Here is a 24,352-nt window from a genome sequence, read left to right on the forward strand (position 1 = left end):
GCTCCTTTAGTTGAGTTCGAAACGATCATAGAACTTCACGATTGTTTCCAGTACCCTGCTTTGACTGGACTCACTGGTTAGCAACGTTAAACAATGAAAATTGATCTCAATCTCTTACCCGTATTTCTCGCCGTGGCAGAAGAGCGTAATTTCAGCGCCGCTGCTGCACGCCTGGGTGTCACCCGATCGGCGATCAGCCAGGGAATTAGGCGGCTTGAGGATGCGTTTGGCACAATGCTTGTCATGCGTACGACTCGCTCAGTAACCCTGACGGAAGCAGGGGAACGGCTACGAGAATCTCTGTCATCACCGTTATCCAGTATTGACGCGGCGTTCGAAGAGATAGCGTCGGACAATGTGCCGCGAGGATGTCTGCGGATTGCCGTGACCTCGATAGCCGAAGCGTTTCTTTCTGGCCCGCTGATTGCCTCGTTTGCGGCGGACAACCCTGCCGTAACGGTTGATATTGTCGTGACCGATGAAGAGTTTGATATTGTGGCTGCGGGTTATGACGCTGGCGTAAGGCTTGGAGAGGTGATCGAAAAGGATATGATTGCCGTCCCGCTTACCGGAAAGCAACGTGAAATGGCGGTTGCCTCGCCTGCGTATCTTGCAGCGCATAACGCCCCTGTGCACCCGCGTGAGTTGATTCACCATCGTTGTATCGGCTGGCGTCCTGCCAAAGATGTCGCCCCTTATCGCTGGGAATTTGAGGAGGCGGGGGAACCTTTCAATCTGGCGATTGAACCGCAGATTACGACGAACGATCTGCGCCTGATGTTGCGGCTCGCGCTGGCCGGTGGCGGGATTACGTTTGCCACGGAGGATACATTCAGACCTTTTGTTGAGACCGGGCAACTTGTCTCACTGCTGGATGATTATCTGCCTTATTTCCCGGGTTTCTATCTCTACTTTCCTCATCGCCGCAATATGGCGCCCAAACTCCGTGCCCTTGTCGACCATGTCAGGCGGTGGCGGCAGCAGGAACTGCAATAGCGGAGAATAGCGCTGAAAAGGTAGAACGCGACAGGTGGGTCAACATTCAAAATCTCACCTGGTTAATCCATATTCTGTAAATTCAAAAATCCATATTTTTTAGAGATGGTGTTTAAGTTATTTTTTTAAATTAATAACTTAATTAATGTCGTCGCTTTTATGTTTTTTTGTGTAATTGTAAAGTCCATCACAGAAACACATGTTACAGCAAATTTGTCCATATTTTCGCATGTCACTCACTGACACTCTGCCCCGGTGCTGATTTACTTTCATTCGATACCTTACTTTTTTGCAGGCAGGAAAAATGGCTTCTATGAGTAGTGATTCTGTAGTGTTACCGCGCGCACTACGTGATACCCGACGCATGAATTTGTTTGTTTCTATCTCGGCTGCTGTTGCGGGGCTGTTGTTTGGTCTGGATATCGGGGTGATTGCCGGTGCATTGCCCTTTATTTCCGAGCATTTTGCGCTTTCCAGCCGTTTACAGGAGTGGGTCGTCAGCAGCATGATGCTGGGCGCAGCGCTAGGTGCGCTTTTCAACGGGTGGTTATCATTTCGTCTTGGGCGTAAATATAGCCTGATGGCGGGCGCAATACTTTTTGTCGCAGGTTCACTTGGCTCTGCTTTTGCCCACAATGTCGAGGTGTTGTTGCTCTCCCGCGTGCTGCTGGGCGTTGCGGTCGGCATTGCCTCTTACACTGCACCACTTTATCTCTCTGAAATGGCGAGCGAAAATGTGCGTGGAAAGATGATCAGCATGTACCAGTTGATGGTCACCTTAGGCATTGTGCTGGCATTCCTTTCCGATACTGCTTTCAGCTACAGTGGCAATTGGCGAGCCATGCTCGGCGTGCTGGCGTTGCCTGCGGTTGTCCTGATTATTCTGGTCGTGTTTCTTCCCAATAGCCCACGCTGGCTGGCCCAAAAAGGGCGACACATTGAGGCGGAAGAGGTGCTGCGTATGTTGCGCGATACCTCTGAAAAGGCGCGCGATGAACTGAATGAGATCCGCGAAAGTTTGAAGCTGACGCAGGGTGGTTTCCAGTTGTTCAAAGCTAATCGTAATGTGCGTAGAGCCGTGTACCTTGGCATGCTGTTGCAGGCGATGCAGCAATTCACGGGTATGAATATTATTATGTATTACGCGCCACGCATTTTTAAAATGGCTGGATTTACAACCACTGAGCAGCAGATGATCGCCACCCTTGTGGTTGGGCTAACTTTTATGTTCGCCACTTTTATTGCGGTATTCACCGTCGATAAAGCCGGGCGTAAACCTGCGCTGAAAATCGGTTTTAGCGTGATGGCTATCGGCACGCTGATCCTCGGATACTGTCTCATGCAGTTCGATAACGGTTCGCCATCAAGCAGTCTTTCGTGGCTTTCAGTCGGTATGACGATGATGTGTATTGCAGGGTATGCGATGAGCGCGGCACCGGTCGTATGGATCCTGTGCTCTGAGATCCAGCCTTTAAAATGCCGTGATTTCGGTATTACCTGTTCAACCACCACAAACTGGGTATCGAACATGATTATCGGCGCAACCTTCCTGACTCTGCTTGACGCGATTGGCGCGGCGGGTACGTTCTGGCTCTACACCGCACTCAATCTGGCTTTCATTGCATTAACGTTCTGGCTTATCCCGGAAACCAAAAATGTGACGCTGGAACATATTGAACGTCGTCTTATGACGGGTGAAAAACTGCGTAATATTGGGATGTAATTTATCGCGCGTAATTTATCCCGCGTAATTTATCCCGCATTGGTGAGCAGGAAAGCAGGTTAATAAATTAGCCTGCTTTAATCTACAACCCTCACTGATACACTATCTCTGCTAATTATGATCGCTGCGGTGAGCCAAATTTCGCAGCAATCATTTCAGATGTGGGTTGTATTCCCCCCAGACTCCACTGTTCCGGTTCATGCTCGTCAATTCGGACCCATACCGAACGCCGAAACTCAGGATCGCCTTTTCCCTCAATTTCAACAATAAGGTCAGCCATACGACGTAGAAGTTCATTTTTTTGCTCCGGGCTCAAAATCCCTTTGATGGTTTGCACATTTACGAAGGGCATTGTATTCTCCTTAATTAGCTAGGTCTTAAAATCATACTTAGGTTAAGAGGCAAATCTACACGTGTCAAAAGATAATTCATTACCGTACCTGTTACCTGAACTTTGCGGGCTTGCGGCGGCAGCGGAACTCCTTGGCGATCAATGGGTTTTGTTAATTCTAAGAGAGGCTTTTTACGGGGTGACGCGCTTTGAGACGATGCGCGCACATACAAAAATTGCAAAACAGACACTGGCAAACCGATTAAAAAAAATGACTGAACTGGATCTGCTTTGCAAAATCCCTTATCAGGAAGAGGGGACACGTGAACGCTATGAATATGTTCTCACACCAAAAAGCCGATCGCTGGCACCGCTGCTTATTTCCCTGATGGAATGGGGGCATAAAAATATATTGTATGATGAGCCACATATTTCCTTAGTAGATAAATGTACGGGGAATGTCGTACATAGTGCATTCGTGTCAACAAAAGGTGATGTCGTTGAGGCTAAAAATTTACAGATAGTGGCTTTGAAACGTTAATTTGCCTGGTAACCTTGTCTCACTGGTTTTCAGGGCTCATTAAAAGCCCCATTTCGCATACACCTTCGGGACTGTACAGACAAGCCTGTCAGGGGGAGGGGCTGTTATGCGCGAGGGGCAGCTATTGAGCCAGATTAAGGCAAAAAATCGCGTGGTGTTGAATCCAGGATGGCGCGAAAAGCAGCGGTAAATGCAGCCGGGCATGAGAAGCCAAGCTGGTAGGCGACCTGTTTGATTGAGATGCCGTTGGCGAGAAGATCTAACGAAGCACAAATTCTGGCTCTCTGCTTCCATGTTCTAAAACTAAATCCAGTGTCTTTAATAAACAATCGCGAAAATGTACGTTCGGACATGGTAGCGATATAAGCCAGATCGCTTAGCGATGCTTCCCAACGATGATTAACCAATAATTCTCTGGCCGCACAGGCTAATCGCTCATCATGCGGCATTGGAAGTTCCGCAGCTAAAGGGGGCGCCTCACTGAGAATCTCCAGAAGCAACAGAGCCATTTTCCGTTGGCTCGGTTTGCTGTAGTCATCACAAAAGAGTCCGGCTATCAGCTCTTTCACCAACGCTGTAGCCGTAATCACATGCACCTGGTGACTCTTCGTAAAATTCGCGCACTCTGCGATAAGGCTGCGGCTGAAATAGACGGCCCGTAGGTCTGTATGTGAAAGCAGGTTGTAACTATGGATCTGAAGAGGCGGTAGCCATAATGCACGCTGAGGCGGTATTACCCACCGGTCATTTTCTGTTTCAACCAGCATAACCCCCCTGGTGGCAAACAGCAGTTGCCCCTCAATATGATGATGGGGAGGATCTGTCTCTCCACGTTGATAACTTATCGCGGTGCTTGACCACCCTGTGGCTTCATCATGTCTTGGCGCTTTATCTATACTACCTGGCATTTCAGATTTAGCTCCTGCACTTATGATAGCGACCCTGGAACCATCCGAAGTAAAGCCTTACTGGATGGGGGAGTGATTTAATTTTCAGATTATCATAGGTATTACAGGAGCCTATCCTAATGCGAGTACACTTTATCGTACATGAAAGTTTTGAAGCACCAGGCGCATATGAAACATGGGCCAGAAGCCACGGACATGATGTGACTTTCTCACGCGTATACGCAGGGGATCTGTTGCCATCTGACGCTGAAGGCATCGATTTCCTCATCGTTATGGGCGGCCCGCAAGATCCAGCCACAACAGTCGAAGAGTGTCCGCACTTCGATTCTAAAGCCGAACAGGCGCTCATTTATTCTGCTGTTAATACCGGTAAAGTCGTTATCGGCATCTGCCTCGGCTCACAGTTGATCGGTGAAGCCCTCGGCGCATCGTTCGCGCACAGCCCTGAAAAAGAGATAGGTAAATTTCCGATCACGCTGACAGAAGCCGGTAGCAACGATGAGATGTTCTCTCACTTTGCCAGGACGCTCGAAGTCGGCCACTGGCATAACGATATGCCGGGTCTGACGCCGGATGCGAAAATTATCGCTTACAGTGAGGGATGCCCACGTCAGATCGTTTCATACTCGGATCGTGTCATTGGTTTCCAGTGCCACATGGAACTGACGTCGGATATTGTGGAACTGCTCATCGAACAGTCTGCGAAAGATCTGGACCGCGCCGCAGAATATCGCTTCGTTAATACACCAGAGGAACTTCGTGCGCACGATTACAGCGAAATGAACCAGGTGTTATTTGTCTTCCTGGATAAGCTGGAAGCACGTTACAAATCGGTTTAATCATAGAATGAAGCCCGGTGATAAACACACGTGTGGTGATCATCGAATGCTCCCTATTCAGGCCGCATGCGCAAATTGTTTCTCGAAAGAGGATACTCAGTGATACGCAGGCTTATCTCAGGGTATCGTCTGGCGAGACACGGCGATGCATGACCAGCGTAAAAGAGCAGCCTTGTTGCGAACTGTCGACTGTCATGTGCCAGCACAGATGGTCGACAATGCGCTGAACAATCGATAATCCAAGCCCTTCGCCATGTTGAGGAGAGCCAGACTGAAAGCGCTGAAAATGATGAGGCGCAATGCTGGACGGCAGCCCAGGACCGGTATCCGTGATCGTTAAGGTGGTGTCGCGTAACGTCACAAGAACTTCGCCCTCAACGGTGTACTGGCACGCATTGCGCAGCAGGTTCCATATGACGCTGCGTGCCAGTTCAGCGTTGGTCGCCAGATGGGTTTCCTGCGGCGCGTCCAGCCTGAGTTCGACTTTTTTTCGTGCCAGCCAGGGTTGGCAACGCGCCATGCACTCTTCGATTAAGGGGCGTAGCGAGACATTGGCGATGGGAAGCGTATGCGGATCCCGCGAGAGTAAAAGCAGGCATGTCAGTTGACGCTCCATTTCCTGCGTGGTGCGCACGGCGCGCTCGGCGACGGGCACTAAATGGCTGTCAGCAGGCAATTGATGCACCAGCGTTTCTGCGGCACCGCCAATGATAGCCAGCGGTGTGCGTAATTCATGGCTGGCATCGCCCGCAAAACATCGCTCACGGTGCAAGAACCGCTCAAGTTCATCACTGTGTTGGGCAAATGCGCGCGCCAGCACGCCGATCTCGTCATTAGAATCCATGAAAGGTAAGGGCTTCTGGTTGCGTTGTACTGCGTTCGCCAGCCGGGTTATAGGGACGGTAACGCGCGCTGAGGTGAGGCGTCCCATCCAGAATGCGCCCAAGATACACACCGCAATGACAAGCGGTGCGAACCAGTCGATCAGCAACTCAAGCCCGGCGTAGGGTTCGCCATCCTGCAGAAAATAGAAGCGCTGTGCATTGCGTTCAAAGACCAGCAGGTGGCGGTATGCAGACGATTCCAACAGATGGTAGCCCGGTGCGTACCGGAGCAAAGCATCGGGGGCGGTTTGGGCGTCATACAGCAGGCTACCGGCGGGCAGGGTAGGCACTACGCCACTGGCAACCTCTTCTTTCAGATGCGGTGCCGCCTTGTCGAGGTTTTCTGTCATTGCCCAGGCTCTGAGCTCATCGTAGTCAAGCTGTTCGGCTACGACAAGAACCGCCATCACGGCAACCATCAGCAGGACAAACGAAACAGTAATACGCGTTTTGAGCGTCATCTGACGGTAAAGGGATTTCATGATTACTGGGCTGCCCTGGTCGTTATTCTTGAGAAACCTCGAAAGGCTTGTGCAGGCGAAAACCGATGCCATGAACGGTTTCTATCAGTGCAGGTGTGAAGTTTTTGTCAATACGCTGGCGTAAATCATGAATATGTGTGCGCAACGCACCGCTTTCCGGCGGCTCATCGCCCCAGAGCAGGTACTCCATCTCATGCTTTTTAACCACACCCGGTGCCGCACGCATCAGACACAACAGCAATTTATGTGTGCTGGGTGTCAAATTGATGATTTGCCCCTGGCGCCATGCCTGCGGTGCGCTGGCATCCACGAGCAGATCTTCCCATTTTAGCGTCCCCTGAACTTGCCGACCCTGAGCCCGGCGGACCAGCGCCTGGATACGGGCATCCAGTTCCCTGAGAGAAAAGGGTTTAATGAGGTAATCGTCAGCCCCAAGCGCAAACCCCTGCACACGGTCATCGACGGGATCGCGTGCGGTCAACATCAGCACTGGCACCGGGTTTTGATAGTCGCAGCGAAGTTTGCTACAGAGTGTCATGCCATCCATACGCGGCAGCATCAGATCAAGAAGAATAGCGTCGTAGTTATTCTGCGTTGCCATACGCAGGCCTGTGACACCGTCACGCGCCTCATCCAGCACATAACCCAGCGGCTCGAAAAAGTCATAGAGATTGGCAATCAGTTCGGGGTTATCTTCGATAATAAGCAGGCGAGTCATAAGAAAATTGACGTATTCATAAATGGGCCGAATACCTTAACAACTTCCTGACACGGACTTATTGATACTCAGCACATTTCTAACACGCTGAGAACAGAGCATGTTTCTTCGTCTTTCGTCGTTTCGGCTCAACCCGGTACAACTGACCTGGGTCGCAGCCCTGTTTTTTACGACCCTGGGTAATATTTCGCTGTGGCAAACATTGTGGTCGCATGTTGAGTTCACCTGTTTTCAGCAGGTGCTCTTCTTTATCAGCCTGCCGGTTTCCCTTTTCTGCTGCATAAACCTTTTCCTTACACCGGTAATGATGTTGCCGTATTTACGTAAGCCCTTGTTAGCCGGGCTGGTGGTTATCAGCGCGGGTTGTACTTACGTCATGCTTCGCTACAACATACTTATCGACTACAGCCGGGTGCAGGATTTTTTTGAAGGCGCGCCGACGGCTGAACTCATCGCATCTTTCTCTCTGCCTCTGGCGCTCTGCCTGCTTTTTCTTGGTCTCTTACCTGCGGCGGCGATGATGTTTATACCGACGAAAAAAACAGGGAATCCCGCAGATACCCTTTTTTGGTGGCTGAGCCATATTCTGGTGAACCTGACGCTTCTTGCGGCAATCCTACTCGCGCTTAACAAGGACTACGCTTCTCTGCTGCGTGATAACAGACATATTAAAGATCAGGTCGTGCCGTTTAATGTTGTCACCAATCCCCATCACTACCGGAAACAGAAATCTGGCGTAAAAATTCACCCTTTACGGGCCATGGCGAAAAGGGCTACCCGTATTGTTATGATGTCAGACGCAAAAGCCGATGAGTGATTATGTGGCAGGCGAGCCGCGTGATCCTTATCTGCGCGATGATGAAAACCAGCGGCTGTGGTGATGGTTATCTGGCCCGACAGATTAACCGGCCGGGCGAGGGGAACGTGTCAGACCGGGTAGCAAATCTCTTCCGGCTGGCGCTGCATAATGACTTTACCGTGACGAACAGAGGTCAGCACTTTGGCCTGGCGGCACACTGCATCGTAGTCATTTTTCGCATCCAGGATAAGCAGGTTCGCCGGGCGCCCTTCGGCAATGCCGTAGTTATCACCTAAGCACAGCGCACGGGCACTGTTATCGGTAATCAGATCGAGGCAGCGCTGCAAATCCTCGTACCCCAGCATATGGCAAATATGCAGACCGGCATCGAGAATACGCATGATGTTGCCATTGCCCACCGGATACCACGGATCCTGAATGGAGTCCTGCGCAAAACAGACGTTGATCCCGGCGCGGTCCAGCTCTGCCACCCGTGTTACGCCGCGACGTTTCGGCCAGGTGTCGAAGCGTCCTTGCAGGTGGATGCTTTCGGTTGGACAAGAGATAAAGTTGATGCCCGACGCTTTAAGCAGGCGGAACAGCTTCGAGCAGTAGGCGTTATCGTAAGAGCCCATGGCGCAGGTATGACTGGCGGTGACCTGTGCGCCCATCCCACGCACCCGGGCTTCTTCTGCCAGCACTTCCAGAAAGCGTGATTGTGGGTCGTCGATTTCATCGCAATGCACATCGACCAGACAGCCATGGCGCTGGGCCAGATCCATCAAAAAGCCCAGCGAGCTGACGCCTTTATCGCGGGTATTTTCGTAGTGCGGAATGCCGCCCACCACGTCGGCGCCCATCTCGATAGCGCGCGTCATCAGCTCTCGGCCACCGGGGAAGGATTCAATGCCTTCTTGCGGAAAGGCGACGATTTGCAGGTCGATAAGGTGGGCCGCCTCCTTTTTCACTGCCAGCATCGCCTCAAGCGCCGTCAGGGAAGGATCGGTCACATCAATATGGGTGCGCACGTGCTGCACGCCGTTATCGCGTAACATACCGATGGTTTTCAGCGCCCGCTGGCGCGTATCATCAACCGTTACGCTCGCTTTGCGCTGGCTCCAGCGGGCGATACCCTCAAACAGTGTGCCGCTCATATTCCACTCCGGCTCGCCCGCGGTCAGGGTGGCATCAAGATGGATATGCGGCTCGACGAACGGCGGGATAACCAGCTTTTGTTGCGCGTCGATATCGCTGGCGTCAGCCGTCTGCACGGCGGTCTGCGGAGTGATGCTCTTGATCACGCCGTCATCTAAGTCGAGGGTATAAAGCGATTCTTTATGGCGCAGGCGTGCGTTGATAATTTTCATGAGTATTCCCGTAAATGGTTTTGTGACATACGCCAGATCGTTAACGCGACCGAGGCGTTGAGGTGGAATTGCGGATGGCTAATCGTATAGCTGGTCAGCTTTTCAATGCGTTGGATGCGTTGATGTAACGTGTTGCGGTGAATGCCAAGCCGCCCGGCGGCTCTGACCACGTTCCCGTTCTCCTGGAGCAGTGTTTCCAGCGTCTCCATCAATAGCCACGGACTTTTGCGATCGCGTTCTATCAGGCAGCCAAGGGTGTCGTGCATAAAATCGCTCAGCAGCGCAGGGTCGCCGATGGCAGAGAGGAGCTTGATAAATCCCAGTTGTTGATAGTCGGTAATGCGCTGGGCCGGGCGCAGAGTATCGCTAAGATCCAGGGCCTGACGCGCCTGCGACAGCGCGCGCTGATAGTCCTGTAATTGCTGCACCCGAGCGGAAAGGCCACACAGTAGCGACAGCCTGTCGTCACCTTCCGCCAGCGCGAGCAGCCACTGTGCTAACCACTTTTTCTGCTGATAAAACTCACCGTCCTCATCCGGCAGCAGGAAGATAAACATATTGCTGCGCTCGACCAGCGGAAAGGGGTTCTCCTGTTGATTGAGCTGCTGCTGCAATCGTTGACGGATGGTACGTCGCGCCTGCTGTAACCAGGCCTCGGCCTGCCCGGGTGGAAACTGGCGAAACAGGTTTTGTATCCCCTCAAGACGCAATGCCACCACCCGCAGGGGACGGCTAAAATCCAGTTGTTGGTGGATAGCGCGTTGCTGCAGGATGTGCAGATCGGGAAAATCGCCGGTTAACAGTTGCAACAGAATATCGCGCTGCGATTGCAGGGCATTTTCACTGCGCACCAGCGCAGTGCCGATGCGTTCGGTGACAATCACCATCTTTAACAGATAGGGCTGTTCGATCAGCGGAATGCCCAGCTCGTCGGCCAGTGCGATCAGGCGAGGGGGGATCGCCTGGATATACGCATCGCCGGTGAGGATCACCATCCCGGCTATCCCGCGCTGTTTGCCTTCCATCAGTAAATGGATCAGGTTGTCTTCATCGCGGGGATGGTTGATGCCGGTGATAAAGACCAGCTCCCCGCCCATGATCCATTCGGCGATATTTTCATTTTCCGCCACGTAGTACCAGCGAACCGCCAGTTGCAGCCCCTGTTTACCGGCACGCAGGCGCATGGGGGAGAGTTCCTCCAGGGCGAGGATTTCGCTGACCGTCAGGCTCATAACTACTGCTCCGCGACCGAATCAGCGGCGGGCTGACGTTTGCTCAGACGCGTCAGGGCGATGTAGAGCAGCGCGGAGACGGTAATGCCGACCAGCGGGGCGATCCACGGCGACAGATACGCCACCACTGCGCCCACGGCATAGGCGCCCAGTCCCAACCAGTTGAAGCGCGGCAAACGGGCCGTTTGCAGCAGAGGATAACGACCGCCGCGATAAAACCAGTAGTCGGCAAGGATCACGCCGCCAATGGGCGGAATGATACTGCCCAGGAGAACGAGGAATGGGATCAGCATTTCATACATACCGCCAATCGCCAGCACAATGCCGACGCCAGCGGCGACCACGGTCAGGGTACGGCGGCGCTCGCTGCGCAGCAGATGGCAGGCGGCGGCCGAGACGTTGTAAATCGTCGGCCCCTGAATAGTCAGCAGGTTAAGGCACAGCATTACCACCGCGGCGACCGACAACCCCTGCAAAATCAGCACTTCCACAATATCGGCCTGCTGATAGACGATAGCGCACCACGCTCCGGCAACAATCATCAGCCCGTTACCGATGAGAAAGCTACTCATACTGGCAACGATAGCGGTGCGGCTGGAATTGGCCAACCGGGTCCAGTTTGTTGCCTGGGTCGCGCCGCTGGCGAAGGTGCCAAACACCATGGTGATAGCCGCAGACCAGGTCATGGTTTCGCCCGGTTCAATTTTGGTCATCGCCTGCCAGCCACCGGCGTGATGGGCGGCCAGGTACATCGACACCACCAGCAGAATAAACATCAGCGGCACCGACACGCGAGACAGCGCGTCCAGCCCTTTGTAACCCACCAACGCAGTGACGCAGAACAGGATGCCGAACAGGATCATCAGCGGGATGGTTATGGCGGCGGGCAGGGCGAGGATTTTGACCAGTGAGATGGCGACCGTTGCGGTCCCCCAGGCGTACCAGCCCAGTTCGGCAAAGCCGAGAATAAAATCGGCGAGTTTGCTGCCGATTTCTCCGAAGCAAAAGCGGCCCATCAGTACGGTATTCAGCCCGCTACGGGCGGCAATCCAGCCGAGCGAAGCGGCGTAGAGGGCCAGCAAAAAGTTACCGATAACCGCAATCCATAAAAGATTGACGATAGAAAAGGAGACGCCAAGTTTGCCGCCTGCGAACATCGTGCCGGTAAAAAAAGTAAAGCTGAACAAAACCATGGAGATCGAAAATACGCCTTTACGTCCGGAGGCGGGCGCTTCGACGAGCGGAAAATCATTGCTGTTTGACATTGTGAAACCTCTGAGTGGCTATCTGAATGGCTATGCAAGAAATAGCAAGAGGTATGCCAAAAATGGCCGGGCAGAGGTAACACAACGAAGTGTGCACATTGCACATAAACCTTGAGTAATCGGCAGGTCATTGTCAGGAGAGTGTGCATGGTGCAATTTTTCGCACCATAACAGAGCAGCGGCGCAGACACCTGTTTCGCTGTATATCCACCAGGTAGAGAGATAGGGGGGGCGCCCGGAAACGGGGACATTTTCATCTCCGGGCTGTGATTCAGGCTGTGGTGCGTATCACGTTCACGGTTTGAAGCTGTTCATACTAATGATCAAAGCAATACGTAAATTGAGGTGTCTTAATCAACGGGACAGAACGGTTAAAAGGCGGCGCCGACATCATCCTGTTCGGGTCGAGGTGAAACCCGCCATTACGGTCAACAGCAGCGCGGCAATCGCGACGGGATTGTTACATACCTGCATTATTGATATATGTCTGTAAGCCCACGGCGAGAATATCGAACACCGTTTTACAGGCTTTACTGTGGCGCAAGTCCTCATGCATAACCAGCCAGGTGTCGAGATGATAGGCAAAGAAACCAGGCATCACTCGCTCTAACGGAACAGGGAAATCTGCCAGTTGAACCTGACACATTCCTATACCCGCACCTGTGCGGATAAGGTTCAATTGCGCCACATCGCTGTCAGTGCGCACCGTAAAGCGTTCACGATTCAACTGAGGAAAGTGTTTCAGTGCCTGTAAAATAAAGGGCGTCGTTTTATCAAAGCCCACAAGCGTATGGGTGAACAACGCGTCAATACTCTCCGGCGTACCGTGGCGTGCCAGATAAGACGGCGAGGCATGCAAACCAATTTCAATACTGCCCAACCGACGCGCAATCAGTTGTTCCTGCACCGGTGTGCTCATGCGTACCGCAATATCCGCCTCCCGGTTCAATAAATCCTGCATTCGGTTAGAGAGCACCAGTTCCAGGGTAAGTTGCGGATAGTCTTCTTTAATACCTGCAATCAGGGGTGGTAGTACCTCAGTGCCGATAATTTCACTCGCCGATACGCGAACCACGCCATGTAACCCGGCGGAGTGGGCACTGAAGCTGGCAGCCGAACGCTCAATCATACTGGCGGTGTTTTCCATCGCTTGCGCATGGCCTTGCAGCGCGGCTGCCGCATCCGTAGGCTGCAGGCCCGTTTGCGAACGTGTAAACAAAACCAGGCCAAGGGCGGCTTCCAGCGCTGCTATGTGACGCCCCGCTGTGGGCTGGGTGATGGCAAGCATGCGTGCTGCCCCCGAGAGGGAACCTTCTTTCATCACCGCCAGGAAGGTTCGATACCATTCCCATGGAATATTTAGCTTCATACAAAAATGCATACCTGCTGTCTGATGTCATGCAATTACATTTAGCTCGCACAGACACTACGATGTCAAGCAGACATCCGGCAGAGGTAAGACAATGAAAAACACAAACAAGGTACTCATCCTGGGCGCAACAGGCGGAATCGGTGGCGAAATCGCCCGTAAACTCATCCGCGAAAAATGGGACGTCCACGCGTTGCGTCGCCGCGCCCCGCAGAATGAAGAGCACGGGAGCATGACGTGGATAAAGGGTGATGCGCTGAATGCTGAGCAGGTCGCGGCTGCCGCGTCAGAATGCAGTGTGATAGTCCATGCTGTTAATCCGCCCGGTTATCGAAACTGGGAACAACTGGTTTTGCCAATGTTGCAGAACACCATCAATGCCGCAGAGAGAAATGGTGCATTAATTGTTCTTCCCGGCACCGTTTATAACTACGGTCCGGACGCCTTTCCACTCTTGCGGGAAGACTCTCCCCAAAATCCAGTCACCCGAAAAGGGGCAATACGGGTGCAAATGGAGAAGGCCTTATTCGCTTACGCGCAGCGCGGCGGAAAGGTGCTGATTCTGCGGGCCGGTGACTTCTTTGGCCCTGACGCAGGCAATAACTGGTTTTCGCAGGGATTGATCAAACCGGGTCAACGCCCGCGAATAATTAAAAACCCAGGCAGAACCGGGACAGGCCATCAGTGGGCCTATCTGCCGGATGTCGCCGAAACGCTGGTTGCGCTGTTAGCGCGTCGCGATCGACTCGACTCTTTTGCCTGTTTTCATATGCGAGGACACTGGGATGCCGATGGTACGGCAATGGCCGGAGCCATACAGCGTGTCGCACAGCTTGCGGGTGTTAACGCGAAGGTAAAAGCTTTTCCCTGGTGGCTCATCACGGCGATGGCACCTTTCAACACCACGCTGCATGAAATGCAGGAGATGCGCTATTTGTGGGAACAGGCGATACAGATGGCTAATGCAAAACTGATCGATTTTTTAGGCTACGAGCCGCATACCCCGCTTATTGACGCTGTGCATACCACTTTACTCGGCCAGGGCTGTCTTAATGACACCCGATTGGGGCCTTCGTGAGCAGACCTTCATAAAATTTTCTTAATAACTATTCGGGTTTGCACGCAATATGGTCGAACTCTTTCCAACCTTACTTTTTAGAACAAGCGGCTGCCTGGAAGCATATTGTGTATAAAAATGTTGTAGGGCAGCCCCTTTTTCTTCCTCTATGCATTGTTCTCAGTCGTACAAAGGAGAGGAGAACTTATAACATTAACGACATACCCTCACTCTCAGGTCGTACGCATTTAAAGCCAAATTTTTCATAAAGTTCGGGAACATCAGCAATCAAGGTAACGTAAGCACCCGTTGTTGCCTTTTCTCTCAGCCATAACATTAACGCTTCCATAATTTTTCGCCCAAGGCCTTTACCCTGATGTTGTGGATCAATCGCCACATCTACAATGTCGAAATTAAGAACGCCATCACCGACAATTCTTCCCATTCCAACCACCTTACCCAAAAATTGAATATGCACGCCATGACAGCTTCCTGGGAGCGCTTTTCTTACCGCGTCCAGTGGGCGGGGGGTTAGGCCTGAAATAATACGTAAGCGGCAAAAATCTTCTGCCGCAGGGACAGCGTCAATTAAAATGTATTCTGCTTCCATTTTACTCTCGTTGTTCATTAACGGATGACCCCGGTTTTATCATCAATCATGTTATCAATACAATTGATAGAAAAAAGAAGCATAGTCTAAAGTAGTGTGATTTCTCCGCCTCATCGCATCTGGGGAAGAACCCGGAAGCGATGAGAGGGGCAGGGGAATCAATTAAGTGCAGACACTCTCGACGTGGTCTTGTAAATTTTGTTAGACAACAGGTAACCTTGCAGAATACACCCTTGTAAAATCTGTTATGGTGAGCCTCACTGGTAACTCGCTGAAATTTCATCAAGTTAAATTATCTCAATTCCATGATCGGAATAATATTATTCAGGCCAGTACGACTCAGCTTTAACCTTTAATAAATGACGTAAACGATGCGCTTCCTTCTGAGGGGGGCAACCAAAGAACCGGCTAAATTCCCTACTGAATTGTGTCGGGCTGATATAACCAACCCGTAAAGCGGCTTCGCTGGCAGTGACATTACTTTTGACCATTAAAAAACGTGCCTGGTGCAACCTGATGGAAATAAGATACTGTTTCGGTGTTGTGTCTGTGAATGCTCTGAAATGGCGGTGAAAAGAAGGCGCGCTCATCCCGGCAACTTTCGCCAGCAAATCAATATCGATATTATCCATAAACCGGGTATGCATCGTACGGATAGCCGCTGCAATTTGCCTGAAATGCCCTTTTCCGGAAAGCGCCGCCCTTATTGAAGCACCCTGAGTATCAATCAGCATACGATAAGAAAGTTCTTTCAGAATTCCCGGCCCCAGAATTCTGGCCTGCTCTTTATTTCCAAGCGCCGTCAGAAGCCGATAAACCGTATCTGCCAGTTCTTCTCTGAGCGGGGTGGAAAACAGTATTCCCGCATTCTCATTATCGGTTGGGGCCTGTTCCCCCATTTCAATAATCAATTCGGCTATAAGGCTGATATCAAGCGATACAGACATAGCCAGAAGAGGTTCATCCTGGCTGGCTGTCGTCTGGCTGGTAAAAGGAAGAGGGACTGAGACAACCAGATAATGTCCTGCATCGTAGATAAACGCCTGTCCGCCCATCAACGCCGTTTTCTTTCCCTGCAGAACAATAACTATGCAGGGCTCATAAAGAACGGGCGTATGGGGCATAGGCTCATTTACCCGCAGCAGTTTGACTTCCTTCATACAGGTTCGTGAGTAGCCTTCATCCGGTGCAAGCGCCAGAAAAGCCGGGATCATTTTCCGCGTCAGTATTGAGGTAAATCCAGACACCAGGCCCCCTGAAAATACGAAAGGATAATTTTTGTGGTTTATAGCAGCTTACCAAAAGACATTATGAGAGGAATAGATAATGTTTGTACAGTAATCAACATTGTTGCGTTTATCTGCTTCTCATATCCTTTTTGCGGCAAAAGAAAGGTGGAGAGGCATTTATCCGCAGCAGGGTTTTTTAGTACCGGCTGATAAACGAGATGGCGCTCTGGCAATGTAATTCAGCAATTGAGGAGTAAAAATGGCAGATTTTTTGGGACTCCAAAACAGAGTGGCGATTGTCACGGGGGCTGCGGGCGATATTGGCAGGGCGACAGTAAAACTACTGGTGAGTCATAAAGTGAAGGTGCTGGCTCTGGATATTAATCCGCAGGTTCATTCACTGATACACAACGATCAGGTGGTGACACATATTTGCGACGTCAGTCTGGAACATGAGGTTATCGGCGCCGTGAAACTCGCACAGTCAGCGTTCGGTACGGTGGATGTTCTCATCAACAATGCAGGCAAGACCCTGAATAAACGTGCTATCGAGACGTCGGCTGAGGAATGGGACAATATTATGGCTATTAATGCCAGAGGGTATTTTCTCCTGGCCAGGGAAAGCCTGAAGGTTATGCAACCCTGCAGGCAGGGGGCGATTGTCAATGTGGCCTCAGTCGTGAGTATGGTGGGCATGAAAGCAACGTCCGCCTACTCGGCTTCTAAAGGCGCAATCGCCCAGTTGACAAAAGTGCTGGCTCTGGAAGCGGCTGAGTATGGTATCCGGGTTAATGCTGTCGCACCTGGCGTGGTCGAAACGAATATCCTTTCCGGCATCGTGGAAGATAGCCGCGCCACGTTATCGAGCTATGGTCACGCTCATCCACTTGGACGAGTGGCGCAGCCGGAAGAAATTGCGGAGGCAATTATCTGGCTTGCATCGCCCAAAGCCAGCTTCGTGACGGGAACGATATTAATGGCAGACGGCGGTTATACCGCACAGTAACCAGGAGCACCGGAAGAATGAATAAACAGCGTATTTTGATTGTCGGGGCTGAGAAAGGGCTCGGGCTGGGTCTGTCGCAAGCCTATCTGAAAAAGGGCTGGGACGTTTTTGCTACACACTTACCGGATGCAGATATCGCTTCCCTGATCGCCCTGGAAAAGGGATATCCGGGCAGTCTCGCGACCGGCGAGATTGATGTCACTGATGTGTGCCATATCGGGCCCCTTATCGCCAGGCTCGGTGCATGGCAGTTTGATATTATTTTTCTGGTTGCCGGAATCTACGGTCCGTTATATCAATCAGTGTTGCAGGCATCAGATGCGGAATTCCAGCAGATTATGATGACCAATGCTTTTGGTCCTGCCCGCCTGGCCCGGCACCTTCTGCCTTTCCTTAAGCCTGCCGGCACGCTGGTTTTTATGTCGTCGCACCGGGGTAGCATTGCCAGCAATACCGAACCCGGAATAGGTCTTGAGCTCTACCGGGCCAGTAAAGTGGCGTTGAATATGCTGGCGCGTTGTATTTATATGGATCTGATGCAGGGGGAGCATACTGTCCTGTCTATTCATCCGGGCTGGGTAGCGACAGCGATGGGCACCCTGGACGGCGCCGTAGAAGCAGAGATTGACGTGAACACCAGCGTCAACGGAATGGTTGAGGTCATTGAGCTACACCGTAATGATAGAAAACACCTGTTCCTTGACTATGAAAATAACACCTGGCCCTGGTGAAAGCGGCAAAACAAGCCAGCTATCTTGCTGGCTTTTTCTTTCAAACGCCCGCTTTTGGCGATACCTGGTCGCAAGGCGTTATAAGCCTGGCGGGCTTTACGCCTCAGAAAGCTGCTTGTTATTAGCGTCAAAGGTAGGGCAATCTGTGACGCCAGACCCGATACCTGGAGTAATGTCAGATGGATACGATGCTAACATTCATGCTTTCTCAGTATGCTGAACTCCCCGTACCACAGGAAACGCTCTTTTGCTGGCTTGATAAATGGCTTTCTGAGCAGGAAAAACGGTGTGTGGATAAGACCTTTTCAGCACAATTTCCATGGAAAGAGACGGGCTTACCGCAGGATTACTTCCTACAGCGAAAACTCAATATTAATGGCCGACAGTTTCTTACTGGCCCGCGTTACCGGGGAGGCGATATTAATAGTCCTTTTATTGATATCGTCGCGTCAGACTCGAATATTGATTGTTCGGTACTCAAATTTATCAGCCAGAAATGGGCGCAACTAAAGCCACAGTACATCCGTATACTCACGCCAGGCCACGATAAAGTTCAAGGCATAACAGACCAGCTAATCTATGCATCCTGCCTGTCGGGTGCTCCGGAATATGATGACACCGTAACCCTAAGAGCGGCTGAATATGCCGATTTTAAATGGTGTCGGCAGGCTCTGATTGATGGCTGGCAGCATTCCTTGTCTGTTATGCCTGCCTTACCAGCCAGCCTGTTGTCCGTTGATGACGAAGAACTCCATCATCATATTTCAGAAGGCGCCGCGTATATTATTTACGAAGAGGGGATCCGTGCCGGACTGATAATTTGCGAGAAGGCAGAGGTCGCTTTTTTACGGGGTTACCGAATTTCTGATGAGGTTATTCTACCCGCCTTTCGCGGACGCTCGCTGGCTTCCCGGGCTCAGTGTTGGCTTCGTCACTATCTTGCCCACTCCAGCCAGGATATCTGCCTGATGACAGGTACTATCGTTCCAGAAAATTTGCCGTCTATAAAAACAGCCGAAAAAGCGGGGCGAACATGCATTCTCAGATACGAATTTTTACCTGTCATGGTGAGTTAATCGGCTGACCTGTCGCCGCACGGGGGGGAATTTGACGGTATGTTCATCCTCTTCCTTGTGCCAATGCGATGCTTCGCGGCTATTCACTACCGCCTTATTTTACTGTGGATATATTGCTTAATTTCTGATGCATGAAATCAATCAGCGCTCTTGTTTTGGCAGGCAAAAAACGTAGATCTGAATAAAGCGCGAATAATTGCAATGGCGCTGCCGATTGCTCAAACTCAACCTCGATTAACCGACCATCGCTAATATAGGGTTGGCAGGCTTGTTTCGCCAGAATTGCAAAACCGACACCTGCTATAGCGGCTCGTCCTGCCATCTCTCCGCTGTTGACCCGATAATGCCCGTTAACCTTAATTGTCTCGAATCCACCCTTTTTATCGATAAACTGCCAGGGCGCGCCTTTCAGTGCACTGACCGTTGTAATACAGGGTAACTCTTCAAATTGTTGTATATGCGAAGGGGTGCCATAACGCTGAATGACGGCGGGGGCGGCAACAACGGTACAAGGGATGGTCATCAGATGACGGGCTATGTAGTCACTGTCATCCATCTGACCACGGGTAACAATGACAGCTAAATCCAGATCATCGCGAAGGGATTCTAAACCTGACAAATTTGTGATGCAGCTGATCTCCAGTTCCGGGTACTGACAGGCGAAATCGGCAATAACAGAACCCAGCAATGCAGGACCTATTTCATTGGGAATACAGATGCGTAATGGGCCTTTGAGTTGCATCTGCCGCAACGTTAATTCTGTCTCAGTTTGCTCAAGCGCCTCCAGCAGTGGCTTCGCCCGAATGTAGAGTAGATGCCCCGCCTGGGTGAGTTTCATATGGCGGGTGCTGCGCTCAATGAGCTGAAGATTCAGTTTTTCTTCTAACTGAGAAATACAACGACTCACGTTGGATGTCGGCATTTCAAGGGCTTTCGCTGCCCCCACAAAACTCTCTCTTTCAACCACAGCAATGAACACTTTAAGGCTGGTAAAATCCAGGGCCGCACGCATCAATTATCCCATTATTGATAACAATAAGTGCCATTTTTACCACCTAATGCGCAGCATTGATAGCAGTTACACTCGGATATCTTTCATCCACAGGTTGCTTGCTATGTCTCAGGCCATACAGACGTTTAATCATAAAGCCCTCATGCGTATTGCCATTGTAATGGCTTTTATCCAGTTCACGAATGCGCTGGAATATATGATGTTCAATCCTATTTTTGCCTTTATGGCAGCAGACTTTGCCGTTCCCGTATCCTTCTCAGGTTATGTGTCCGGTATGTATACATTGGGGGCAGTCATTTCGGGCGTTATCGCTTTTTACTGGATTGGTCGTTTCAATAAGAAGCGTTTTTTAATCGCCAATATGGCACTATTAGGCCTGCTGACACTTTTGACGACATTTACCTCCAGTTTTAGTCTTCTGCTTATATTACGATTCTGCGCAGGGCTGGTCGGCGGTACGACAATGGGGGTGGGTACAAGTTTGTTAATAAATAATGCCCCGGCGCATTTGCGCGGAAAAATGTTGGCGACGGTAATTGCGTCATTTTCGATGGTAAGCATTGTAGGAATGCCCACTATATTATTTTTGTGCTCACACTATGCCTGGCATACAGCGCTGTGGTTAATCAGTTCTTTTTGCCTGGTCTCTTTACCCTTGACAGGCTTTATCATCCCCAGGGATACGGTCTCATCAGGCGGGAAGACCAGATTGCCTGTTGATACGCAAACCTTATTTTTTGCCTCTTGTACGGCACTGGCACAATTTAGTCCAATGCTGATTATTCCCATAATAACGCCATTAATGACGCAATATATGGGAGCACAACAAAACCTGTTACCCGTATTGTTTTTAAGTGGAGGGATTGCAGGTTATCTGTCTACAAAAATAACAGGTATTCTAACGGCGCGTTTATCCACGCTAATGCTGGCAATAATATCGACGCTGTTCTTTGTGGCAAGTTTGCTGATTCCTGCGGTGGGTTATCATAATGCAGGTCTCTTTATCACCTTATTTCTTGGCGCCTCATATAGCCGACTTGTTTGCGCTTCGGTGGTGGCTGTCCAGTATCCTGAGGATGAACAACGAGCCGGTTTTTCTTCATTACAGACAGCCATTATGTTCCTGATAACCACTCTCGCATTCTTTCTGTCCTCTTTATTATTACCTGACCAGGGATTAACCACGCAAAATCTGAACAGACTGTTGGTTGTCAGTGCATTAGCGGCATCAGGATTTCCTGTAATGGTCATACTGTTTCGAAAGAAACTGGCTAAGCGGACTATCCAGCCTGAGCCCCCCATCATTGATTAGCACAACGTTCGTTGCTGGCACGAATCTGCCACAAAAAGAGTCATCAGAACGCTACTTGCTGTTTAAGCAAAAGTTTGACGGTATGTTGATCCTCTTTTTGCATAAAGCGTTAAAAATGAATGTGCGAAAAATTCAGTTTTTAAGTGCCGCAAGGATTGCGGTTTCCATTTTCTGTGGAGTGGTGAAGGGCGCAAAACGTTTGAGCGGTTTACCGTCGCGTCCGATCAGAAACTTCGTGAAGTTCCACTTAACTCGCCCACCCAGCACGCCGGGTAATTCGTGTTTCAAATAACGAAACACCGGGTGCGCTGCGCTTCCGTTGACTTCTATTTTCTCGAACATTGGGAAGCTCACACCGTAGTTAATCTGACAGGTCTGCGCGATTTCCTCGGCGCCACCGGGTTCCTGTTTGCCGAACTGGTTGCAGGGGAAACCCAATACCACCAGACCCTGGGCCGCGTATTTTTTGTAGAGCGCTTCAAGGCCGCCGTATTGTGGCGTGAAGCCGCAATGGCTGGCGGTATTAACGACCAGGACCACCTTACCCGCGTAGTCGGCCATAGAGATAAGCTGGCCGCCCAGGCTGGTGGCTGACAGTTGGTAAAAGGTAGTCATAGCGAAATCCTCAAAGCAGAACCAGTTCGATGTCGACATTGCCACGTAGCGCGTTACTGCCGGGGCTGGGCGTGAAGGGAAGAGCCTGTTCCTGCGAGTGTGGCAGGTGTGGAATCATGTGTGATACATCTTTGCAAAGTTGAACAAAAAGAACAACAAACAGGCGACTTTTGTGCTTTGTGTGGGTTTACATTCGTATAGAATAGGGCACTACATTAGTTTGTGATAATTATTTCACTGTTTAGGGGATGCTATGGGTGTTGAATTTCACATAACAAGAGCTGAATTCTGGGCAGATAATGATGAAGCACAGATAACTGCTGATGAATGGCTTGACTACATTAATAGCGATAAGGAATTAAGCAAACATATTATAAATGGCGATTACCACGCCTTGTGGTCAGGCCCTTCATTGTACGCAGAACCCTGGCTCGACTGGAGCGCAGGTAATATTTATACCCAATGGCCAGACACATATCTGTACAGAAAGATGTTGGAGATTGCAAAGCACCTCAATGCACAGGTAATGGATGATGACGGTACGATTTACAGTGATGAATCACAGTGGGAGTACGATCCGTCAACGAACAGTTAACGTTCGCTACTGGCAGACAGGGGGCGTTCGGATCCAGCCGATCGCCCCTGTAGGATGGCCTTCATTTTGAGGCAACGGAATGGTTGCTTAGAGCGAAAAGCGGACATTGTATTTATGAATGACTTTTACATTGCCAAATAAATTATGATTATTTGCCGCTTTTTTCTGGTTAATCACGAACATCTTCATAATCATTAAGTATTTGCATCAACAGTGTTCTTGGTATGTCTTTTGTGGATATTCTGAAGCTGGTACTCAGGCGCGAGGCAATCACAGCGGAAGTAATTTTATTATCATCGTAGGCGATGGTCATATGCTTTCCGATATTCTGTCGGGTCATGTCCGACAACCTTTTGCCACATTCATCGGAAAATCTAAAGATTAAATTCTCTGCACCTGTCTCATCCTTCTCTACATAATCAATTGACTTTACACATCCAGAGTCAAAAGAAGTTTTCTCATTACCGACCGAAAAAAACAAACTCCCTTTTGCTGCAGTCGATGTCAATGGCACAAGCACCGCGAGTAACAACACCCCAAACTTGATTTGCATCTTCTTCTCCTTTTGTTTGTTGATCTGCTCCCCATAAATTAACATATCTCAACATTATTAATGCTTGCTCCTGGCACAAAGTAGACGTTGCATCAGATAATGCCCGCTAAGAGTGAAAAGCGAACAGGTGAGTTTGAATCATACCTGGCGGAGATAAAACTCAAATCGTACCGATATTAATTAACGGGAAGCCCTGTCAGTCATATAACATGAGAAATTAACAAGAAAAAACTCAGATATTCTTGTCAGGCGGGCAGGACCGGCCAATGATTTCAGCAAGGAAATCCATCACCACGACAGCAGAGTGATTACGCTTAATTTCAGGGTAGGCAACCAGCCAAATGTTCCTCACGGGCGAAGGCAGATTTTCCTGCAGCCTTACCAGTTCGCTGTCATTATCACCCATAAAGCAGGGTAAAGTAACGATGCCCAATCCTTTCCGGGCAGCCTGTTGCTGCGCCATTAGATCGCTTGCCCGAAAGATAACACGCCGCCCGTTCAGCAGTGATTCAAGCCATTGCTGCTGCGTGACATGTGCAAGCGTGCTGTCATAAGCAATAAAAACCCAGTCTTCCTGAGGAATTTCTTGCCAGAACCGAGAAGCATAAAGACCAAAGCGCATAGTACCTATACGCCTTGTCATCAGGTCTGGATCGTCAGGCCTTTCAAGGCGAACCGCAACGTCAGCCTCACTTTTATTCAGAAGAACATGATGCGAAACCCCGGATAATGACAACGTGATACCCGGATGTTTCCGGGTGAAGCCTGCTATAGCAGGCGCAATGAGGTGTGCTGCAACGGCAGGTGACGCACTGATATTTATAGGCACGGCTGGTTCGGCACACAATGACCTCGCCTGGATTCGAATACGGTCTGCAATGCGGTACATTTCGTCAGCGCTGGAGGCGATAATCCGCCCATGACCGGTAAGCATGGTACGGCGTGGCAGGCGCTCTGTGAGCCTGAGGCCCAGCGAACTTTCAAGGGCTGTAATCCGGCGGCTCACCGTGGCGTGGTCCACGCCAAGCTCCCTGGCCGCGGCAGACAGGGAACCACACCGGGCAAGGGCGAAAAAAAAATGTAAATCCTGCCAGTCCATATC

The 24,352-nt window shown here is 50.6% G+C and carries 25 protein-coding genes; 11 read left to right on the forward strand and 14 right to left on the reverse strand.

The features are described 5' to 3' along the window. Window positions 1–93: 93 nt before the first annotated feature. Together ABIB59_RS14575 and araE are read left to right on the forward strand one after the other, a co-directional pair. Window positions 94–996 carry a LysR family transcriptional regulator gene (locus tag ABIB59_RS14575; protein ID WP_071195485.1) on the forward strand — a complete coding sequence of 301 codons (903 nt, stop codon included), beginning with the start codon at window positions 94–96 and terminating at the stop codon, window positions 994–996. A 304-nt stretch (window positions 997–1,300) separates the two neighbouring features. After that, a complete protein-coding gene (araE, locus tag ABIB59_RS14580) occupies window positions 1,301–2,719 on the forward strand; it encodes an arabinose-proton symporter AraE (protein WP_071195486.1) in 1,419 nt (472 codons plus the stop codon). A gap of 115 nt (window positions 2,720–2,834) precedes the next feature. On the opposite strand, the gene ABIB59_RS14585 is transcribed toward araE, so the two are convergent. Then, window positions 2,835–3,071: a tautomerase family protein gene (locus ABIB59_RS14585; RefSeq protein ID WP_354035933.1), complete on the reverse strand. Its 237-nt coding sequence runs from the start codon at window positions 3,069–3,071 to the stop codon at window positions 2,835–2,837. A gap of 61 nt (window positions 3,072–3,132) precedes the next feature. Between ABIB59_RS14585 and ABIB59_RS14590 the strand changes: the two genes are divergently transcribed. Then, entirely contained in the window at window positions 3,133–3,591 is a 459-nt protein-coding gene (locus ABIB59_RS14590) for a winged helix-turn-helix transcriptional regulator (RefSeq protein ID WP_354035935.1), read from the forward strand. A gap of 134 nt (window positions 3,592–3,725) precedes the next feature. Here the strand turns inward: ABIB59_RS14590 and ABIB59_RS14595 are convergent, their stop codons facing one another. After that, the gene (locus tag ABIB59_RS14595) at window positions 3,726–4,499 is read right to left on the reverse strand and encodes an AraC family transcriptional regulator (RefSeq protein ID WP_039078800.1); all 774 of its coding nucleotides are present in this window, start codon (window positions 4,497–4,499) and stop codon (window positions 3,726–3,728) included. 119 nt (window positions 4,500–4,618) lie between these two features. Between ABIB59_RS14595 and ABIB59_RS14600 the strand changes: the two genes are divergently transcribed. After that, the gene (locus ABIB59_RS14600; protein WP_354035937.1) at window positions 4,619–5,338 is read left to right on the forward strand and encodes a type 1 glutamine amidotransferase; all 720 of its coding nucleotides are present in this window, start codon (window positions 4,619–4,621) and stop codon (window positions 5,336–5,338) included. Between the two features lie 112 nt (window positions 5,339–5,450). Here ABIB59_RS14600 and ABIB59_RS14605 read toward each other — a convergent pair whose 3' ends face one another. Further along, window positions 5,451–6,704 carry a sensor histidine kinase gene (locus ABIB59_RS14605; protein WP_354035939.1) on the reverse strand — a complete coding sequence of 418 codons (1,254 nt, stop codon included), beginning with the start codon at window positions 6,702–6,704 and terminating at the stop codon, window positions 5,451–5,453. Window positions 6,705–6,726: 22 nt separating this feature from the next. Next, complete coding sequence (locus tag ABIB59_RS14610; protein ID WP_107224145.1) at window positions 6,727–7,422, reverse strand: response regulator transcription factor; 696 nt, start codon at window positions 7,420–7,422, stop codon at window positions 6,727–6,729. Between the two features lie 100 nt (window positions 7,423–7,522). Here ABIB59_RS14610 and ABIB59_RS14615 point away from each other — a divergent pair, with 100 nt between their 5' ends. Then, on the forward strand, window positions 7,523–8,239 hold the full coding sequence (locus ABIB59_RS14615; protein ID WP_354035941.1) for a phosphoethanolamine transferase domain-containing protein: 717 nt from the start codon (window positions 7,523–7,525) through the stop codon (window positions 8,237–8,239). Window positions 8,240–8,349: 110 nt separating this feature from the next. Here the strand turns inward: ABIB59_RS14615 and codA are convergent, their stop codons facing one another. The 4 genes from codA to ABIB59_RS14635 all read right to left on the reverse strand — a co-directional run bounded on the left by codA (window position 8,350) and on the right by ABIB59_RS14635 (window position 13,454). Further along, window positions 8,350–9,588, reverse strand: coding sequence for a cytosine deaminase (gene codA, locus ABIB59_RS14620; RefSeq protein ID WP_354035943.1), 1,239 nt, complete (start codon window positions 9,586–9,588; stop codon window positions 8,350–8,352). Then, entirely contained in the window at window positions 9,585–10,820 is a 1,236-nt protein-coding gene (locus tag ABIB59_RS14625) for a PucR family transcriptional regulator (RefSeq protein ID WP_354035945.1), read from the reverse strand. Before ABIB59_RS14625 ends, codA begins: the two co-directional genes overlap by 4 nt. Window positions 10,821–10,822: 2 nt before the next feature. Further along, complete coding sequence (gene codB / locus ABIB59_RS14630; protein WP_354035947.1) at window positions 10,823–12,085, reverse strand: cytosine permease; 1,263 nt, start codon at window positions 12,083–12,085, stop codon at window positions 10,823–10,825. Between the two features lie 460 nt (window positions 12,086–12,545). Continuing rightward, a complete protein-coding gene (locus tag ABIB59_RS14635; RefSeq protein WP_354035949.1) occupies window positions 12,546–13,454 on the reverse strand; it encodes a LysR family transcriptional regulator in 909 nt (302 codons plus the stop codon). Between the two features lie 94 nt (window positions 13,455–13,548). Between ABIB59_RS14635 and ABIB59_RS14640 the strand changes: the two genes are divergently transcribed. Then, complete coding sequence (locus ABIB59_RS14640; RefSeq protein WP_354035951.1) at window positions 13,549–14,532, forward strand: NAD-dependent epimerase/dehydratase family protein; 984 nt, start codon at window positions 13,549–13,551, stop codon at window positions 14,530–14,532. 184 nt (window positions 14,533–14,716) lie between these two features. Here the strand turns inward: ABIB59_RS14640 and ABIB59_RS14645 are convergent, their stop codons facing one another. After that, entirely contained in the window at window positions 14,717–15,121 is a 405-nt protein-coding gene (locus ABIB59_RS14645; RefSeq protein WP_039078854.1) for a GNAT family N-acetyltransferase, read from the reverse strand. A 320-nt stretch (window positions 15,122–15,441) separates the two neighbouring features. After that, on the reverse strand, window positions 15,442–16,368 hold the full coding sequence (locus ABIB59_RS14650; protein ID WP_354035953.1) for an AraC family transcriptional regulator: 927 nt from the start codon (window positions 16,366–16,368) through the stop codon (window positions 15,442–15,444). A 241-nt stretch (window positions 16,369–16,609) separates the two neighbouring features. Between ABIB59_RS14650 and ABIB59_RS14655 the strand changes: the two genes are divergently transcribed. The 3 genes from ABIB59_RS14655 to ABIB59_RS14665 all read left to right on the forward strand — a co-directional run bounded on the left by ABIB59_RS14655 (window position 16,610) and on the right by ABIB59_RS14665 (window position 19,163). Then, a complete protein-coding gene (locus ABIB59_RS14655) occupies window positions 16,610–17,356 on the forward strand; it encodes an SDR family NAD(P)-dependent oxidoreductase (RefSeq protein WP_039078810.1) in 747 nt (248 codons plus the stop codon). A 17-nt stretch (window positions 17,357–17,373) separates the two neighbouring features. Then, window positions 17,374–18,087 carry an SDR family NAD(P)-dependent oxidoreductase gene (locus tag ABIB59_RS14660; RefSeq protein ID WP_354035955.1) on the forward strand — a complete coding sequence of 238 codons (714 nt, stop codon included), beginning with the start codon at window positions 17,374–17,376 and terminating at the stop codon, window positions 18,085–18,087. A 179-nt stretch (window positions 18,088–18,266) separates the two neighbouring features. Then, a complete protein-coding gene (locus tag ABIB59_RS14665) occupies window positions 18,267–19,163 on the forward strand; it encodes a GNAT family N-acetyltransferase (RefSeq protein ID WP_502910511.1) in 897 nt (298 codons plus the stop codon). 94 nt (window positions 19,164–19,257) lie between these two features. Here ABIB59_RS14665 and ABIB59_RS14670 read toward each other — a convergent pair whose 3' ends face one another. Further along, a complete protein-coding gene (locus ABIB59_RS14670; protein ID WP_354035957.1) occupies window positions 19,258–20,175 on the reverse strand; it encodes a LysR family transcriptional regulator in 918 nt (305 codons plus the stop codon). Window positions 20,176–20,278: 103 nt separating this feature from the next. On the opposite strand from ABIB59_RS14670, the gene ABIB59_RS14675 reads away from it, so the two are divergent. After that, a complete protein-coding gene (locus ABIB59_RS14675) occupies window positions 20,279–21,487 on the forward strand; it encodes an MFS transporter (RefSeq protein ID WP_354035959.1) in 1,209 nt (402 codons plus the stop codon). Between the two features lie 132 nt (window positions 21,488–21,619). On the opposite strand, the gene ABIB59_RS14680 is transcribed toward ABIB59_RS14675, so the two are convergent. Continuing rightward, a complete protein-coding gene (locus tag ABIB59_RS14680; RefSeq protein WP_108701188.1) occupies window positions 21,620–22,102 on the reverse strand; it encodes a glutathione peroxidase in 483 nt (160 codons plus the stop codon). Window positions 22,103–22,355: 253 nt separating this feature from the next. On the opposite strand from ABIB59_RS14680, the gene ABIB59_RS14685 reads away from it, so the two are divergent. Further along, window positions 22,356–22,697 (forward strand): hypothetical protein, encoded by a 342-nt coding sequence (locus ABIB59_RS14685; protein WP_354035961.1) that lies wholly within the window; start codon window positions 22,356–22,358, stop codon window positions 22,695–22,697. A 169-nt stretch (window positions 22,698–22,866) separates the two neighbouring features. Here ABIB59_RS14685 and ABIB59_RS14690 read toward each other — a convergent pair whose 3' ends face one another. Both ABIB59_RS14690 and ABIB59_RS14695 read right to left on the reverse strand, forming a co-directional pair. Beyond that, complete coding sequence (locus tag ABIB59_RS14690) at window positions 22,867–23,250, reverse strand: SecDF P1 head subdomain-containing protein (protein ID WP_222555970.1); 384 nt, start codon at window positions 23,248–23,250, stop codon at window positions 22,867–22,869. 232 nt (window positions 23,251–23,482) lie between these two features. Next, window positions 23,483–24,349 carry a LysR family transcriptional regulator gene (locus ABIB59_RS14695; protein WP_279509909.1) on the reverse strand — a complete coding sequence of 289 codons (867 nt, stop codon included), beginning with the start codon at window positions 24,347–24,349 and terminating at the stop codon, window positions 23,483–23,485. Window positions 24,350–24,352 lie beyond the last annotated feature (3 nt).

Origin of the sequence: Citrobacter sp. UYEF32, from assembly GCF_040546205.1 — a bacterium.
Classification (GTDB): Bacteria; Pseudomonadota; Gammaproteobacteria; order Enterobacterales; family Enterobacteriaceae; genus Phytobacter; species Phytobacter diazotrophicus.

Bases quoted from the DNA above. Each gene is read 5' to 3' on its own strand.
- ABIB59_RS14575 (WP_071195485.1), top strand. From the start codon at position 94: ATGAAAATTGATCTCAATCTCTTACCCGTATTTCTCGCCGTGGCAGAA.
- araE (WP_071195486.1), top strand. From the start codon at position 1,301: ATGGCTTCTATGAGTAGTGATTCTGTAGTGTTACCGCGCGCACTACGT.
- ABIB59_RS14585 (WP_354035933.1), bottom strand. From the start codon at position 3,071: ATGCCCTTCGTAAATGTGCAAACCATCAAAGGGATTTTGAGCCCGGAG.
- ABIB59_RS14595 (WP_039078800.1), bottom strand. From the start codon at position 4,499: ATGCCAGGTAGTATAGATAAAGCGCCAAGACATGATGAAGCCACAGGG.
- ABIB59_RS14600 (WP_354035937.1), top strand. From the start codon at position 4,619: ATGCGAGTACACTTTATCGTACATGAAAGTTTTGAAGCACCAGGCGCA.
- ABIB59_RS14605 (WP_354035939.1), bottom strand. From the start codon at position 6,704: ATGAAATCCCTTTACCGTCAGATGACGCTCAAAACGCGTATTACTGTT.
- ABIB59_RS14610 (WP_107224145.1), bottom strand. From the start codon at position 7,422: ATGACTCGCCTGCTTATTATCGAAGATAACCCCGAACTGATTGCCAAT.
- ABIB59_RS14615 (WP_354035941.1), top strand. From the start codon at position 7,523: ATGTTTCTTCGTCTTTCGTCGTTTCGGCTCAACCCGGTACAACTGACC.
- codA (WP_354035943.1), bottom strand. From the start codon at position 9,588: ATGAAAATTATCAACGCACGCCTGCGCCATAAAGAATCGCTTTATACC.
- ABIB59_RS14625 (WP_354035945.1), bottom strand. From the start codon at position 10,820: ATGAGCCTGACGGTCAGCGAAATCCTCGCCCTGGAGGAACTCTCCCCC.
- codB (WP_354035947.1), bottom strand. From the start codon at position 12,085: ATGTCAAACAGCAATGATTTTCCGCTCGTCGAAGCGCCCGCCTCCGGA.
- ABIB59_RS14635 (WP_354035949.1), bottom strand. From the start codon at position 13,454: ATGAAGCTAAATATTCCATGGGAATGGTATCGAACCTTCCTGGCGGTG.
- ABIB59_RS14640 (WP_354035951.1), top strand. From the start codon at position 13,549: ATGAAAAACACAAACAAGGTACTCATCCTGGGCGCAACAGGCGGAATC.
- ABIB59_RS14645 (WP_039078854.1), bottom strand. From the start codon at position 15,121: ATGGAAGCAGAATACATTTTAATTGACGCTGTCCCTGCGGCAGAAGAT.
- ABIB59_RS14655 (WP_039078810.1), top strand. From the start codon at position 16,610: ATGGCAGATTTTTTGGGACTCCAAAACAGAGTGGCGATTGTCACGGGG.
- ABIB59_RS14660 (WP_354035955.1), top strand. From the start codon at position 17,374: ATGAATAAACAGCGTATTTTGATTGTCGGGGCTGAGAAAGGGCTCGGG.
- ABIB59_RS14665 (WP_502910511.1), top strand. From the start codon at position 18,267: ATGGATACGATGCTAACATTCATGCTTTCTCAGTATGCTGAACTCCCC.
- ABIB59_RS14670 (WP_354035957.1), bottom strand. From the start codon at position 20,175: ATGCGTGCGGCCCTGGATTTTACCAGCCTTAAAGTGTTCATTGCTGTG.
- ABIB59_RS14675 (WP_354035959.1), top strand. From the start codon at position 20,279: ATGTCTCAGGCCATACAGACGTTTAATCATAAAGCCCTCATGCGTATT.
- ABIB59_RS14680 (WP_108701188.1), bottom strand. From the start codon at position 22,102: ATGACTACCTTTTACCAACTGTCAGCCACCAGCCTGGGCGGCCAGCTT.
- ABIB59_RS14685 (WP_354035961.1), top strand. From the start codon at position 22,356: ATGGGTGTTGAATTTCACATAACAAGAGCTGAATTCTGGGCAGATAAT.
- ABIB59_RS14690 (WP_222555970.1), bottom strand. From the start codon at position 23,250: ATGCAAATCAAGTTTGGGGTGTTGTTACTCGCGGTGCTTGTGCCATTG.
- ABIB59_RS14695 (WP_279509909.1), bottom strand. From the start codon at position 24,349: ATGGACTGGCAGGATTTACATTTTTTTTTCGCCCTTGCCCGGTGTGGT.